The 14589-nt window shown below is 34.8% G+C and carries 11 protein-coding genes and 1 tRNA gene; 5 read left to right on the top strand and 7 right to left on the bottom strand.

Translation table 11 applies throughout. The annotated features are described in order from the left end of the window. Nucleotides 1-230 precede the first annotated feature (230 nt). From RCH13_RS13730 to RCH13_RS13715, 4 genes are all read right to left on the bottom strand, one after another. On the bottom strand, nucleotides 231-1520 hold the full coding sequence (locus RCH13_RS13730) for a hypothetical protein (RefSeq protein ID WP_326987824.1): 1290 nt from the start codon (nucleotides 1518-1520) through the stop codon (nucleotides 231-233). A gap of 135 nt (nucleotides 1521-1655) precedes the next feature. Further along, entirely contained in the window at nucleotides 1656-2699 is a 1044-nt protein-coding gene (locus tag RCH13_RS13725) for a tyrosine-type recombinase/integrase (protein WP_326987823.1), read from the bottom strand. Between the two features lie 960 nt (nucleotides 2700-3659). Then, nucleotides 3660-3746: transfer RNA gene (locus RCH13_RS13720), tRNA-Ser, on the bottom strand. Between the two features lie 166 nt (nucleotides 3747-3912). Continuing rightward, complete coding sequence (locus RCH13_RS13715) at nucleotides 3913-4929, bottom strand: asparaginase (RefSeq protein ID WP_326987822.1); 1017 nt, start codon at nucleotides 4927-4929, stop codon at nucleotides 3913-3915. 372 nt (nucleotides 4930-5301) lie between these two features. Here RCH13_RS13715 and RCH13_RS13710 point away from each other — a divergent pair, with 372 nt between their 5' ends. Together RCH13_RS13710 and RCH13_RS13705 are read left to right on the top strand one after the other, a co-directional pair. After that, the gene (locus tag RCH13_RS13710) at nucleotides 5302-5964 is read left to right on the top strand and encodes a TrmH family RNA methyltransferase (RefSeq protein WP_326987821.1); all 663 of its coding nucleotides are present in this window, start codon (nucleotides 5302-5304) and stop codon (nucleotides 5962-5964) included. Nucleotides 5965-5968: 4 nt separating this feature from the next. After that, a complete protein-coding gene (locus RCH13_RS13705; protein WP_326987820.1) occupies nucleotides 5969-6325 on the top strand; it encodes an SdpI family protein in 357 nt (118 codons plus the stop codon). A 99-nt stretch (nucleotides 6326-6424) separates the two neighbouring features. On the opposite strand, the gene RCH13_RS13700 is transcribed toward RCH13_RS13705, so the two are convergent. From RCH13_RS13700 to tsaD, 3 genes are all read right to left on the bottom strand, one after another. Beyond that, nucleotides 6425-7144, bottom strand: a complete 720-nt coding sequence (locus tag RCH13_RS13700) for an RsmE family RNA methyltransferase (protein WP_326987819.1) — start codon at nucleotides 7142-7144, stop codon at nucleotides 6425-6427. A 41-nt stretch (nucleotides 7145-7185) separates the two neighbouring features. Further along, entirely contained in the window at nucleotides 7186-7623 is a 438-nt protein-coding gene (locus tag RCH13_RS13695; protein ID WP_326987818.1) for a hypothetical protein, read from the bottom strand. An 85-nt stretch (nucleotides 7624-7708) separates the two neighbouring features. Then, nucleotides 7709-8761, bottom strand: a complete 1053-nt coding sequence (gene tsaD, locus RCH13_RS13690; RefSeq protein WP_326987817.1) for a tRNA (adenosine(37)-N6)-threonylcarbamoyltransferase complex transferase subunit TsaD — start codon at nucleotides 8759-8761, stop codon at nucleotides 7709-7711. A gap of 4 nt (nucleotides 8762-8765) precedes the next feature. Here tsaD and RCH13_RS13685 point away from each other — a divergent pair, with 4 nt between their 5' ends. The 3 genes from RCH13_RS13685 to RCH13_RS13675 all read left to right on the top strand — a co-directional run bounded on the left by RCH13_RS13685 (nucleotide 8766) and on the right by RCH13_RS13675 (nucleotide 14588). Further along, the gene (locus RCH13_RS13685) at nucleotides 8766-13547 is read left to right on the top strand and encodes a translocation/assembly module TamB domain-containing protein (protein ID WP_326987816.1); all 4782 of its coding nucleotides are present in this window, start codon (nucleotides 8766-8768) and stop codon (nucleotides 13545-13547) included. A gap of 129 nt (nucleotides 13548-13676) precedes the next feature. Continuing rightward, the gene (locus RCH13_RS13680; RefSeq protein ID WP_326987815.1) at nucleotides 13677-14147 is read left to right on the top strand and encodes an Lrp/AsnC family transcriptional regulator; all 471 of its coding nucleotides are present in this window, start codon (nucleotides 13677-13679) and stop codon (nucleotides 14145-14147) included. A 66-nt stretch (nucleotides 14148-14213) separates the two neighbouring features. Then, complete coding sequence (locus RCH13_RS13675; protein WP_326987814.1) at nucleotides 14214-14588, top strand: hypothetical protein; 375 nt, start codon at nucleotides 14214-14216, stop codon at nucleotides 14586-14588. The last annotated feature ends 1 nt before the right edge of the window (nucleotide 14589 follow it).

The raw sequence follows: 14589 nt of genomic DNA, 5'->3' as shown, positions 1-14589 counted from the left end.
ATATAGTCGAACTCGGAAGGGAGGATGGGCAGTCGCACAAAGTCCTATTTTAGGAACAACAATCACTATTTCAAGGCTAAAGAAGCGTGGTTACACCGCAATGTTAGAACTTCATCTATCACTTAACCCATCAAGATGCGAACCGCCGTATACGAGACCCGTACGTACGGTGGTGTGAGAGGCGTACTCCGTTCAATTATGGACGGAGCCGTCTACTCGATTAGCAGAAGTTATTTTTTTTCCGTTTTAAATGTTATTTTATATTCCTGTTCTATGAATTGAAAACCGTCTTTTGATTTTGTTCCTCGGTCAGTTATATAGAAGTCATATTGTGTATCTGCTTTTAATTCTGTTGTTTCAATTGTTAGGAGTGTTTTAGTTTCGTCTAACCCTACAATATTTTTTAAAGGAAAATGTTCTTTCCCAAATTTTGAAAAGTTAATCGAAATATTATCATTCATAGGTTTTGAAAATATAATTTTAATTTGTTTTAAATCTGATTTTACATTTTGATCGCCATTTTCAAACTCTAAAATTTTTATAACCTTTGGTTGTTTGTCTTTATATGCAGATTTTATTTGCTCAATATTTATTTTTTCGTCAAAGTATTTTGATTTTTCTAAAAATTGCATAACGTCAAGTTCATTGTTAAAGTCTAATTCAATGATGTCTTTAATTGCTTTCTTTTTGTCCTTTATGTTTTCATAATATTTTTTAGAAATTACGTAGCCAACAAAATATCCTAAGTCTGGATTTTTATTCACATCGCTATTGTAAAACCAATTACTGAAATTTTGACTAAACATTTCACTTTTAAAATTCGTTTTTACTTTCTCATAGTTTTGAAAGCCATAATCAAGGTAATAAGAATTGAATTTTTTGTTTAAGCTCAATTCCGCAACATAATCACAAGAACCTTCTTTAATTGCCTTTGATAAAACATTAATTTCTCCATCTTTCTGAAATGTATGAACAAATTCGTGAAGTGTAACTTGTTCAAGTGTCGTAGTATTTGAAAATTGAAACATTTTTTGAAGATTTTCATTTTCAAATTCTGAAACTATTGTGTTTTTATCTCCTACGATTTTTTCAATGCCTAAAAGTAAGTCTTCAATATTAGTCGTACCACCTGATTTTAGCGTTCCAATTGTGTAATAAATGTTTCCTTTAGAATTATTTGGATAAAAATTTTTCAGTTTTTTCAAAGCTTTATTTATGGTATTGATTTTTTTCTCATCAATTAAAGTGTTTGGTCTGATTGAGTTCCAAAATTTTGGATATTTTTCAAATGCAGTTAAATAATCGTTCTTGTCAAATATTTTGATTTTCATAAACGCTTTTAGCCCATCTGTTTTTTTACTCAAAAATAGGTTTTCGATAATTTCACTTTGGTTGTTTTTTACTTTTTGAATACTGTCATATGCTGACCAAAAATTATTGATGTCAGAGGTGAAAATTTTTTGAGCATTTGCGTAATTAAAAAATGTCAAAATAATTAGTGTCGATATAATTTTTTTCATTTATTGTCGTGTTGTTCTATAATTTCTGCTAACTCGTTTATATGTATGACAGAATCATATAAAGCCACCCCAATTTGGTTGTATATGTATGATAATAGTGATACAATTTTACGCAGCTAAAATAATAAAAATTTCTTATAAATCGTCAAAAGGACTTTTTATTTGCTGTAAGCTTTTCGTGCTTACATGCGTGTAAATTTCTGTTGTTTTACTGCTGTTATGTCCAAGTAATTCCTGAATGTAACGTAGATCTGTCCCGTTCTCCAACAAATGAGTAGCGTAACTGTGACGAAGCCAATGTAGAGTTACAGGCTTTAAAATTTTGCACTTCTTTACTGCAGATTTTAAAACACTCTGTAAACTTTGCTCCAAGTAGGGCTGGTTTTCAAATTGTCCTTCGAAAAGCCATGTCTTTGGACGATATTCTTTATAATATTCTCGGAGTAATTCTAAAATTTTATTTGAAAGTGGTGTTATGCGATCTTTCTTCCCTTTTGCCTGCTTGATTAATACGATATTCCTTTTAGAATTTATATCCTGCGGTTTTAGATTAAGCAATTCGCTGCGGCGTAAACCACAACTGTAAATTAAGCACAGCATCGTTTTGTGTTTGATATTACTGTGAGCTTCCAAAATCATTTTTATTTCTTCTTTACTCAAAACATTAGGTAATATTTTAGTCTTTTTAGGACGGTCGATTTTATCTACTTCGATTTTGGTATCGCGTACAGTTCTAAAATATAATTTAATTGCGTTAGTTACCTGATTTTGGTAGGATGCAGATAAGTTCCGCTTTAAGATGTAATCATTATTAAAATCAAGAACATCTGCATTGGTAATTTCGGAGACATTTTTCTCCCGGTAATAAACTAAAAATGATCGTAATGCGTCAGAATAGGTTTTAATTGTGTTCGCGCTGTACCTTTTGGCAGAAAGCCAACGAATGAATTGATTGAGATGTTCCTGTCCTTCCAGGGAAAGTCTGGTATCTTGTTTCTGTTCGATGTGGAAGCGTTCTCTATTTTCCCGCGTGTTCGGAACATGCCAAAGTTTTTTTTGCTGACTCCATCTTGCGCCGTTTATTAGTTTTATTCGTTGGATCATTTCTTTATCCTTCTCGAATTCTACACCAATTCTGTCTTCACTTCTATGTTTAATTAATTTTGCAGACCAAATCATAATACTCTGATTTTGAAAGATAAAGTTATATAAATAAACTTTGTAAAGTTTTAATTAGTAAAGCAATTTTTGCTGATAAAGCAGTGTAATTTATGTTAAACTACGAACCAAAAAACTATTATGTATTATATTCTTTAAAATTCGTAATACAGCAATTTATTAGATCGCGAAAATAGATCATTCAACAGGTGTTGTAAAAGTAAATATTGATAAATCCTCTCAATAAATGTTGATAATATGATACGAAGTTGGAACACGCATTCAAAATTTCTTTAAACTAAAAATTAAAAAATCAGGGATGTTAGTCTTTGATTTTGTTCCTGGGTAAAATTAGTCTTCGATTTTCAGGTTTGTTTTCGTGGGAGAATGCTAATCAAAAATATGCTTAGGAGTAATTTAGCAATAAATATGTACAGTTTACACAACAAAAGAATCTGTATCGAAAGCTTGGAATCAGAAACAAACAGATGGCATTCTTAAAATTCTTGACACTGTTTTTAAAAAATCAGTTTCGATTTCAACAAAAATAAATTGCAAGAATTAACTTGATATGCTTTTGTACTTATATCTAGTGACAAAAAAAATTTCGGAAACAAACATAACAAATGTTTTCGGAAAAAGTTTAAAAAAAAGACTTATTTGCAGTCCAACTAACTGCAGAGATTGACCATAACCATAAAAAATTTATTAACAAACTTCTTAGTAAATAGAAATGCGGACAAATTGCGGACAGAACATACGCATTAAAAATACAAAACGCTGATAATCAATATATTATCAGCGTTTAAAGTACCCGGTGCCGAAATCGAACCGATTTTACATTAAATATTGCAATTTAATTTATTTTCAAATAATGATTGAAAGTTCAATAAAATCTATGAAAAAAAACACCCAACCTTACATTTATGGGTGTAAAATTGGGTGTTGTAATTATAATATACTGATTTACAGTACCATTTGTAGAGAGGATGGGATTCGAACCCACGGTACAGTTACCCGTACACTAGCTTTCCAGGCTAGCTCCTTCAACCACTCGGACACCTCTCTAATTGAAGACTGCAAAAATAGCGTAATTAATTGAATTCTAAAAATTGAAAACCGATATTTTTCAAAATAAAATTTTTATGCTACGTGTTTTAGATTTGCTTCTTTCGTGTACTTTAATTGTAATTATTTTTCCTTCAAACTTTTGTGCCTTTTGTGGTTTGAAAAATTATTCAGAAACTTCCCCACATAAATTCTTCGCAAAATTTTTCGCAAAACTTCCTTCGTTATTAGGATTGTCCAGCAAATGCATCGATTTGGTAATGGCACTTTCTGCCGTGATATCATTTCCACTGATCGCGCCGATTTTGGTAAATATATTAGAATTTGAGTATTTTCCAAAACTGATCCCACCCGAAACACACTGCGAGATCACCACAATTTCCGTTCCTTGATCCCGTAATTTTTGTAAAGTATTCTGCGTTTTTTCGGTATTGAAAATCGTTCCCGAGCCAAAAACCTGCAATACCAAAACTTTCACTTTCGGGATTTCCGAAAAATGGTTCAGATGCATTCCCGGGAAAATTCGCCAAAATAAAACATCCTGCGAAATATGAAGATCCACAGAAAATTCCTCGCCAGATTTTGGGCGCCACAATGATTCTTTGTTGACATTCAGATGAACACCAGATTGGCCTAAAAGCGGGTAGTTTGGAGTTTGATAGGCATCAAAAAACTCCGCAGAATATTTCAACGTTCGATTTCCGCGCAGCAATTTGTATTCGAAATAAACTGCCACTTCTTGTACCACTGCCTCGTCATTTTCATATAAACTCGCATAATACAAACTCGTCAAAAGATTTTCTTTTGCGTCCGTTCGTAAATCACCGATCGGCAATTGAGAACCTGTTAAAATTACAGGTTTCCGCAAATTTTTAAGCATAAAACTCAACGCAGAAGCCGTATAAGACATCGTGTCTGTTCCGTGAAGAATTAAAAAGCCATCATATTTTTCGTAATTTTTACCAATATAATTCGCAATAATTTTCCATTCTTCCGGACCCATATCCGAGGAATCCAGCGGTTTTTTAAAAGGATGCACAGAAACTTCGCACTCGATCAACTTCATTTCCGGCAGTTTTTGAAAGATATTTCCAAAATCAAACGCTCGCAAACTGCCCGTTTCGTAATCTTTTTCCATACCGATGGTTCCGCCCGTATAAATCAGGAGCACTCTTCTTTTCATAAATCCAAAAATACGTTATTTCGTATAATTTCATATTATTTTGGGCGCCTATTTAACTTCGTTGAATAGAAATTTATAATTTTCTGGGGCGCCTTTTTCCGTCTTCCACTCCCTCCCGATTTTACATCGGGATCCACTCAAGCCGGGGCGCAGATTTCGCTTCTAAACAAAACTAGTTATCATGACGAAATTTCATCATAAATCTCAGCGCAGCAAAAAGCTCTTGCGCACTTTTTATTCCATTAATTTTTCCCCTAAGATTATGTGACTGCTGCGTCAAAGAAAGACATTAGTAAAAAGTAAAGAAACTTTGTGTATTTATGGTAAAAAGATTCGCTTTATTTATTTGTAAAATTCCCTATTTTTGAACTCATGAAAGACCAGAAAGCCTTCGAATATCTTCAGCAATTTCTTACCGAAGAACGCCTTCAAAAAATAAATCATTACGCCGCAGAAAGTTCAGATTTTGTTTTGCCCGTCATTGAAGATGTTTTTCAGTTCCGAAATGCAGCTGCTATCGTGCGCTCTGTGGAAGCTTGCGGATTTCATAAAATTGTGGCGATGGAAAGTGAAAATGATTTTGTGCCCAATTTGCGCGTTACCAAAGGTGCAGAAACTTGGGTAGAAGTGGAGCGACTTCCCCATAATTTGGATTCTATCCAGGAAATTAAAAACCGGGGCTACAAAATTGTAGCCGTATCTCCGGAAAAAAATGCGACGCTTTTACCAAATTATCAAATTACAGAACCCGTTGCATTGATTTTCGGGACAGAAGCAGCCGGAGTGACGGAAGAAATATTAGATTTCGCGGATGAAACTCTAGCCATTCCAATGTATGGATTTACACGAAGTTTCAATGTTTCCGTGGCCGCCGCAATTTGCGTGTATGAACTCAAGCAAAAACTGCTGAAAAATAATATTGATCACAGACTTTCCGAAGAAAAACGCTGGAAAATGAAAGTTCGTTGGGCAGTAAATTCTTTGCAAAGTGGGGAACAGATTTTAGCGAAATATTTAAAAGATCAAAAAATTTAGAAAAATGTTTGCTCTTTTGCTGGAAGATCCACTTTTCAATATTACTTTTTTTGGTGGATTAATCTTTGTGACTTCAGGATTTATTCAATTAAAATTTCCGCCGAAAAAGATCAATTCGCTTTACGGCTACAGAACAATTCAGTCCATGAAAAATCAGGAAAGATGGAATTTTGCGCAGAATTTTTCAGCAAAAGAGTTGATGAAATCAGGGTTTTTATTAACTCTATCTTCTGCACTTGCTTTGATTATTGAGTTTGCCGAGAGCACCAATTTAATGATCGGCATAAGTTTAATGATCACGGTTGTAATTTTTCTTTTTCTAAGAGTCAAAAAAGCGATTAAAAATAAATTTGGTGAGTGAGAAATGCTAATAAACGTTTGCTGGTTTCCATCTAATCTAATTATTGCATTATCATATCGTCACATCATCACATCGTCACATCATCACATTAACAGATCATCACATCAAACCGTAATTCCAGGCTGCAACAAAAATTCCTGCCGTTTCTGTACGCAATCTCTGCCTTCCGAGCGAAACTGCTTTCACCCCTTTTTCTGCTAAAAGCTCAATTTCTTTATCAGAAAAATCTCCTTCCGGACCAACTAAAAAAGTAATTTTTTGCTCTTTATTTTCAAGATTGTGATGCTGAGCTTGTCGAAGCATCTTCAAATCAATTCTTTCCAAATTTTCATTGCAGTGCGCTACAAAAGTCGTTTCCGGATTAATATCTTTTATAAAATCAGAAAACTTGGTTAAGTCATTTACAATAGGAAAATGAAAACGCAGACTTTGTTTGGAGGCAGAAATGCTTTGTTTCCGAAGCTTTTCGATATTGATGTTTTTGCGTTCAGTTTGCTCAGTTTGCAATAAAGTAATTTCAGAAATACCCATTTCCGTGGCTTTCTCTATAAAAAATTCGATGCGGTCAATATTTTTTGTTGGCGCAATGGCAATATGAAGTTGTGGTAAGAAATTGGGTAAATTTTCTTTGATTTCTTTAATATCCAACAAAACTTTTTTTCCTTCGAAAAGAAGATTTCCTTTTGCCAGATTTCCCTTTCCATTAGTCACAAAAATTTCTTCCCCAGATCGCATGCGTAAAACTTTTGCAATATGCGTTTGCTCTTCATCATTGATGATTACTAGATTATTTAATATTTCGCCGTAAAACAATTTCATGAGAAGCTCTTAATAATTTTCTAAATGTTAGAGAGAATCGATTAATGTTCATTGGTTTTGGCATTTCCAAATGATTGCGATTTCATATTATTCTCGCTCAAAAATGCGACTCCCGTTTTAATGGTCGTATAAATATCTGCGTCGCAATCTCTGATACTGCACGTATAAATCTCTTCAACCCATTTATTACTGATGAAAATCAAATTGAGATATTCATATTTTCGCAAGTTATTTTTCAGAGATAAATAATCTCCTTCTTTTGGCTCAAAGGGAAAACTGAAGACGTTTTCTGAATTTATTTTTTCTAAGATTTCTTCTTTTATATCTTGCAGATATCCTTTTTCAGAAGTTGTGGGCATAAATTCTTCATCACCTCCGGAAGCTTCCTGTTTACCGGTAATGGTTTCTAAAACCCAATAATATTTTGAGTTTTTTTTGGAATGGGAACCTAATATTTTATCTTCTAATAATATTTTCATGCGGAGTTGTTTAGTTTTTTATTCGTTAAATAAGATTGCCAATTTTAGTAACGAACTGTTTAATGGCATATTCATTTGTGGCTTTCTAATCTTTTATGTCAGTGTCTTTTTTAAAACTTTCCTCAATATCATATCTGGAAGTTGCCGAAACAGACAAATCCGCAAATTCACCACGGTCAAATTTCAACTTTGCAACCATCGCAATCATGGCTGCATTATCTGTGGTATATTCAAATTTTGGAATGTATACTTTCCACCCTAAGCGATCTTCATTTTTCAACATCGCTTCTCTTAAGCCAGAGTTCGCAGAAACACCACCTGCAATGGCGACTTCTTTAATGTTCAATTCTAAAACTGCTTTCTCCAGCTTTTTCATGAGAATTTCTACCAAAGTTTTTTGAACCGAAGCACACAGATTTTCTATATTTTCTGTAATGAATTCTGGATTTTTTTGAACTTCTTTTTGAATAAAATAAAGAACAGATGTTTTAATTCCACTGAAGGAATAATTGTAATTTTCGATTCGCGGTTTGTTAAAGGTGAAGGCAGCTTCATTTCCATTTTTCGCCAGTCTGTCAATGATTGGACCTGCAGGATAATCCAGACCGAAAATTTTTCCAATTTTATCAAAGGCTTCACCTGCCGCATCATCAATAGTTTTTCCGATGATTTCCATGTCAAAATAATCTTTCACCACGACGATCATGGTGTGACCACCAGAAACCGTTAAACATAAAAATGGAAATTTCGGTGGATGCGGATTGGCGTCTTCGATAAAATGGGCTAAAATATGTGCCTGCAAATGATTAACTTCTATTAACGGTACATTTAAACTCATAGACAGTGACTTGGCAAAAGAGGTTCCCACCAAGAGTGAACCCAAAAGTCCAGGACCGCGTGTAAAACCAATCGCAGAAATATCTTTTTGTTGTATATTTGCTTTTATCAGAGATTGATGAACCACGGGAATGATGTTTTGCTGATGCGCGCGGGAAGCCAGTTCCGGAACTACACCACCATATTCATTGTGTATTTTCTGAGTAGCGGCGATATTAGAAAGGATTGTATTTCCCCTAATCACGGCAGCGGAAGTGTCATCACAAGATGATTCTATTCCTAAAATTATTGAGTCGCTCATAACAATGGCAAATTTAGAGAATAATAACGATAACGAAAATAAAAAATCTGTTGCAGAGAATATTGGCGACCAGATTCAGAACACGGCAGAAAATGTTGGTGATAAAGTTTCGGAAACCGTAAAAGATGCTACGCAACTGGCTTCAGATGCCATCAAACATCCGGTAGATACGGCAAAAGAATTTGGTGAGCAAGCTGCAAAAGACGTAACCAATTACAAATGGTGGGCAAAATTGTTGCTCATTGTTTTCTGGACTGCCTTATTTCTAGTGGCTTCTTTTTTCGTTATAGTGAGTTTGCCTGCAACCAAAAACTGGGCAGCTCAAAAAGTAATTTCTAAACTGAACACAGATCTTAAATCTCAAATGTCTTTTAAAAGTGTGGATGTCAGTTTTTTTGGAGATATCAACATCAATGGCGTTACCGTAAAAGATCACAAGAATTTTAATTTTATCAAAGCGCGTCAATTATACGCCGATTCTGATTGGTTTTCTATCATCAGCAACTCCCGAAATTTACAGTTTCAATCCTTGTCCTTAACAAATTTAGACCTAAAAGTAATCACCTATAAGGGAGATAGTATTTCTAATTTTGTGCGGTTTGTTGATTTGTTTAATACGCCTTCTCCCACCACGCCAAAAGAAGCTTTTCAGTTAAAATCTAGGATTTATATCAAAGATTCCAAAGTTTCCATCATCAATAGAAATAGCGAAGGTGAAGGGGGACGGTGGCTTTATGCGAATGACGTGAATGTGGTTGTTCCAGAGCTTCGCGTAAATGGGAGCGATGTTTTTGCGCAGATTAATAATATGCGCTTCACCACAGAAAGATGGGGCAAAAAGCATGTGGTAGATACGTTTTCTGCAGATTTGGCTTTAACAAAAGAGTTTCTTTCCTTAAGGGATTTAACCCTCAATACGAACAGTTCTCTACTGCAAGGCGATGTGAAATTCAGTTTAAATAATGGTTCTTGGGCAGATTTCGCGGACAAAGTTCGCTGGGATATGGTGTTGCAGCCTGGAAGTCAGATTAGTGGATATGACATTAGTTATTTTGTGACAGATTGGGATAATTACCAGCCGATTAATATTTCTGGTAAGATGACGGGTCCGCTGAATAAGTTTTATCTGGACCGCTTTTTAGTGAGAAATTCCAAGGTTAATATTCGGACAGAAACCATGAAAGTTTCTAATATTCTGAAAGGCAATTTCCAAATCGAAACCAACACTTTGGCTACAGATTTTACGTATGTGGACTTGAAAAAAATGATGCCTACTTTCATTTCTTCCAAGATGAAAAATTTTGCAGATGATTTTGGTCGGTTAAAATACAACGGTGCAATTCGGGTTACGCCAAAGCAAATTTATGTGCCTAATGCTCGACTGATCACCGGAATTGGTCAGGCAAAAATTAGTAATTTTTATCTGGAGGATTATAGTACAAATGTTCCAAAATATCGGGGTTTTGCTGAGGTTAATGATCTCAATTCCGCGGTCCTCACGAAAAATGATGCAGTAGGTTTAATCTCGGGTCGTTTTAATGTTCAAGGTCAGAGTTTTGATGTAAACACCATGAAAATTAGAACCACTTCTCAAATTTCCAAAATTGAGATTATGGACAAAGAAATTAACAATGTCTATTTGAATGGTGTCTTGGATTATAGAACCTATAATGGAATCATCAACGTAAATGATGAACAGGCGAAAGCGAATCTGAAAGGCTTCATCGATTTCAGAACCTCTAAAATTGCAGCGGATATTGTGGCAGATATTGCCTTTTTAAATCTGAACTATTTTACGGGTGGCAAAGGAAGACAAGTGGTGAGCGGACAAGTGGAGGGAAAAATTGCCATGACGAATCTGAATGATCTTAATTTAGATGCGGACCTTAGAAATATAAGTTTTTCAAATGCAGCTCAAAAATATTTAATTCCCAATGCAAAAGTAAAAGCCTTTTTCGAAAATGGAAAACGCGTAGTTTCTGTAGATGCTCCAGGTGCGGTGAATGGAACAATTTCTGGACGCTTTAATCTAGGAGATTTAACTGGAATGGTTCAAAATGGAATTGGAAAAATACTTGTTGGCCCACCGCCAAGAAAATTATACCGCGGTCAAAATTTCACCATGGATTTTGCAGTGAAGCAAGGTCTGGTGAATTATTTCGAACCAAATCTTATCATTCCGCAAGGTGCGGTAGTCAATGGTTCTTATAATGGAAATTCCAACGATCTCATTATGAACATTGATGCGGAAACACTGAAATATGTGATGACGAAAAAATCTGAAATTACGGAAGCAGATATGGCTCTTGCACGAGCAAATCCTGCTTATAAAATTACAGATCGTGATAAAATAACCCGAGACAGTGCGATGATTGATAGTTTAAGGGTGAGAATTAATACCGCTAATCTTCAGGAACAGATTTACGCAAAAGTTGGGAGGATAGAATACAATCAAAATATTTTAAAAGATATTACGCTACAGGGTAGAAATGAAAACAACCAAATCTTGCATATTGCCACTAATTTTAAACTCGGAACTCCGCAGGATGAAATGAAGCAAACGATGAAAGAATACGCCGTGAATATTAATCAAAGCACTAATAATGCAGGAGATTATGTTTTCAGATTTGAGCCTACCTCCATTAAAATTAATGACGTAGAGTGGAGCGTTGACACCTCCATGGCCTTAAATCATTCCATCACGTATCGGAAAAATACGGCCGATTTCCTCATACAAAACCTGCGGATTTCCTCAGATAGCAGTGAATTGTTTGTGAAAGAATCCGTCTTTAAATCCGCCAAAGATTTTACAGCAGCAGGTGAAGTTCGGAATCTAGATTTATCAAAAGTTTTAGCGCTCACCAACTCAGATAACGCACTTGATTTAAAAGGAATTGCAAACGGAACCTTTGATATTAAGATGGATAAAAATAATCTAGAACCGCTCATCGATCTTAATATTACCGATATCTTCATGAATGGAAAAGATATGGGTAATGTGGTCATCGCGGTGAAAAAAAGTGCTATACCAAACGTTTTCGATGTGAATGCGAAAGTCATCTCGGCCGGAATTATTGGAAATAATAATCTGCAACTTACGGGAACCATCAATAATAATACGTCCTCGCCAACCTTAGATTTAACTGCAGAAATGCGGGAATTTGATCTTGCTTTTGCGCAAGAATTTGTAAAAGGGGTCTTTGGCAATTTAAGAGGGAAAGCTTCTGGCGATTTAAAAATTTCTGGACGATTAAATGACGTGGATTATAGTGGAGATATTGCCTTAAGTTCCTTTGGATTAAAATTGAATTTTACGGGCGTAGATTATTCCTTTGATGATACCGTAGTTTCCTTATCGAGAGGGTTAGCAATTCTGAATGACATCGGCGTAAAAGATGGCCGATCAAACTCCAAAGGTTCTATCTCTGGGGCGATTCAGTTTGAGACGATTTCTTCTATGGGAGTCAATTTAGTAATGCGGGCAGATAATTTGTTATTGCTGAATACGACGCAAAAAGATTTCGATTTATTTTGGGGTAGAGTTTATGGTTCTGGAACACTCTATGTAGATGGACCCGTTTCGGCTTTGAATATTTCTACACCAGAAATGAAGGCCTTGAACAACAGTGTATTTACTTTCAATTCTAATTCTACCAGCAATGTAGAAGAGTTTAAAATGCTGCGCTTTTTGAAAAAGGATGAAGCCGGCTTGGTTACCGTGGAAGATAAAAAACGATCCAGCGCCAATATCAATGTAGACTTCACCCTTTCTGTAGATCGCGGAACTACGGTGAATGTTTTGGTGGGTGATGATATTGGAGATATTTCCGTACGTGGTGAAGCGGATAAACTCCGATTCTTGATGAGTAGAAATGGCTCGATTGGAATGGATGGTGATTATTTTGTGGACAGTGGAACTTTCGTCTCTAAAGCGATTTTGAACCGAACTTTTAACATTACCAAAGGCAGCAGTATTCGGTGGGATGGTGATGCGCTTTCCCCGGAACTAGATATTAACGCTACGTATTTGCGTACAGTAACAAATGCGGGCCAATATCTGAATATGGGAAGTTTGCAACCCGTTACTGTTTTGCTATCAACTAAAATAAGTCAGACCTTAAACAATCCAAAAATTGAGTTGGGCGTTTCTGCACAAGATGTCTCCAGTAATTTACGGGAAACTTTAGCGGAAAAAATGAGCAATGAGGATGAAAAAATTATTCAGTTCGGCTCTATATTGGTGCTGAATACCTTTAATGTCGGTAATTCTGCTTTTGATTTAAATCTGGGGAATACTTTAGAAACTTCCGGATATAATCTTTTATTCAAGCAATTGGGGTCTGTGTTAAACACCATCAGCAATGAATTTCAAGTCGATTTAAATTATTTGAAAGGAGACAGTAATTCCAATTCAGGGGATCGCGCCAATGCAAGTGTAAGTTTTGCGCTTTCGCCTCGTGTGAAGGTGAAAACAGGATTAGGAATCCCCATTTCAAAATCTGACAATACCAATGCAGATTACCTTTCCGGAGAAGGAATTATAGAATATGATTGGTCGAAAAACAATGATGGAACGCGTTTGTTGAGAGCTTATTCTAAACCAACGAACATTGGATTAAATGGAACCGCGGCTGGAAATTCTAGCGCAAATCAAAGTTATGGAGTTGGGGTAGTGTATAGTAAAAGCTTTAACACAATCTTCAAAAGAAAGAAAAAAGGCAAAAATGTTCCGGCTGAGAAAACTGAGATTAAAAGAGATTCTATTAAAAAAGATACCATTAAATAAGAATAAAAAGGTAATTTCTGAATAAAAGGTTAAATATTGTTAATATTTGGGTAAAATTTCTAGTATTAATATTTTTTCGTAAATTTGCAAAAATATTGTACTCCCATTATTAAATTTACAAAATCAGATATGAATTACCAATTAGACCAAATAGATAAAGAAATTTTAGATTTCTTAGTAGAAAATACACGGATGCCCTTCACGGAAATCGCGAAACAAATGAATGTTTCTGCAGGTACAATCCACGTGAGAGTAAAGAAAATGGAAGACGCTGGAATTATTTTAGGTTCTTCTTTAACCATTGACTACGCTAAATTAGATTATCACTTTACCGCATTTATTGGAATTCTTTTAACAAAATCCAATAGAACTCAAGAAGTTTTGAAAGAATTGACTACCATTCCAAATGTGATTGAAGCCAGTGTAATTTCAGGAAAATATAACATTTTCTGTAAAATCAGAGCCAAGAATACAGAAGATGCGAAAAGAATCATTTACCAAATTGATGACATTCAAGATGTGATGAGAACAGAAAGTATGATTTCTATGGAAGAATATATTTCTGACAAAAATAGATTGATTGACGCTGTTTCTATTTAATTTCTACCCGAATTAAGAATAATAAAAACTTTTGAATTTATTCAGAAGTTTTTTTAATTTTACCCTATGAATAATGAATTTGCTAATGAAAGTCCCAAAAAAGACATGGGATTTATACTCTCTCTAATTGCGCTTTTGATTTTTACTTTTATGGGAATTGGGATTGATGTTGATGAGTATCTTCAGCAGCAGGAGATAAATATTCCTTTTTGGTATTTTATCCTCATTTTTTCCGTAGATATTTTAATGATTACTGGTTTAATTCTCATCTTTTTTTATCGAAAAATTGGGGTCTTCCTTTTTCCTGCCGCAGTGATTTCTCATTATATGATCCACCATTATTATCTGAATACTTTTTTATATACCGATGTAACCAATCTGTTTCTTTTTGTATCCATCGGATTACTCGCCTTCATTCCGAAATGGAAATTCTTTAAATAAT

It is taken from the genome of Chryseobacterium sp. MP_3.2 (assembly GCF_035984805.1).
In the GTDB taxonomy this organism is placed as follows: Bacteria; Bacteroidota; Bacteroidia; order Flavobacteriales; family Weeksellaceae; genus Kaistella.
Note: the sequence above shows the minus strand (reverse complement) of the source record. Positions and strands in the feature narration are given on the sequence as shown.

Coding starts and splice junctions, on each gene's coding strand:
- RCH13_RS13705 (WP_326987820.1), top strand. CDS start 5,969: ATGTTTGCTCTTTTGCTGGAAGATCCACTTTTCAATATTACTTTTTTT.
- RCH13_RS13685 (WP_326987816.1), top strand. CDS start 8,766: ATGGCAAATTTAGAGAATAATAACGATAACGAAAATAAAAAATCTGTT.
- RCH13_RS13695 (WP_326987818.1), bottom strand. CDS start 7,623: ATGAAAATATTATTAGAAGATAAAATATTAGGTTCCCATTCCAAAAAA.
- RCH13_RS13675 (WP_326987814.1), top strand. CDS start 14,214: ATGAATAATGAATTTGCTAATGAAAGTCCCAAAAAAGACATGGGATTT.
- RCH13_RS13725 (WP_326987823.1), bottom strand. CDS start 2,699: ATGATTTGGTCTGCAAAATTAATTAAACATAGAAGTGAAGACAGAATT.
- RCH13_RS13710 (WP_326987821.1), top strand. CDS start 5,302: ATGAAAGACCAGAAAGCCTTCGAATATCTTCAGCAATTTCTTACCGAA.
- RCH13_RS13680 (WP_326987815.1), top strand. CDS start 13,677: ATGAATTACCAATTAGACCAAATAGATAAAGAAATTTTAGATTTCTTA.
- RCH13_RS13700 (WP_326987819.1), bottom strand. CDS start 7,144: ATGAAATTGTTTTACGGCGAAATATTAAATAATCTAGTAATCATCAAT.
- RCH13_RS13730 (WP_326987824.1), bottom strand. CDS start 1,520: ATGAAAAAAATTATATCGACACTAATTATTTTGACATTTTTTAATTAC.
- tsaD (WP_326987817.1), bottom strand. CDS start 8,761: ATGAGCGACTCAATAATTTTAGGAATAGAATCATCTTGTGATGACACT.
- RCH13_RS13715 (WP_326987822.1), bottom strand. CDS start 4,929: ATGAAAAGAAGAGTGCTCCTGATTTATACGGGCGGAACCATCGGTATG.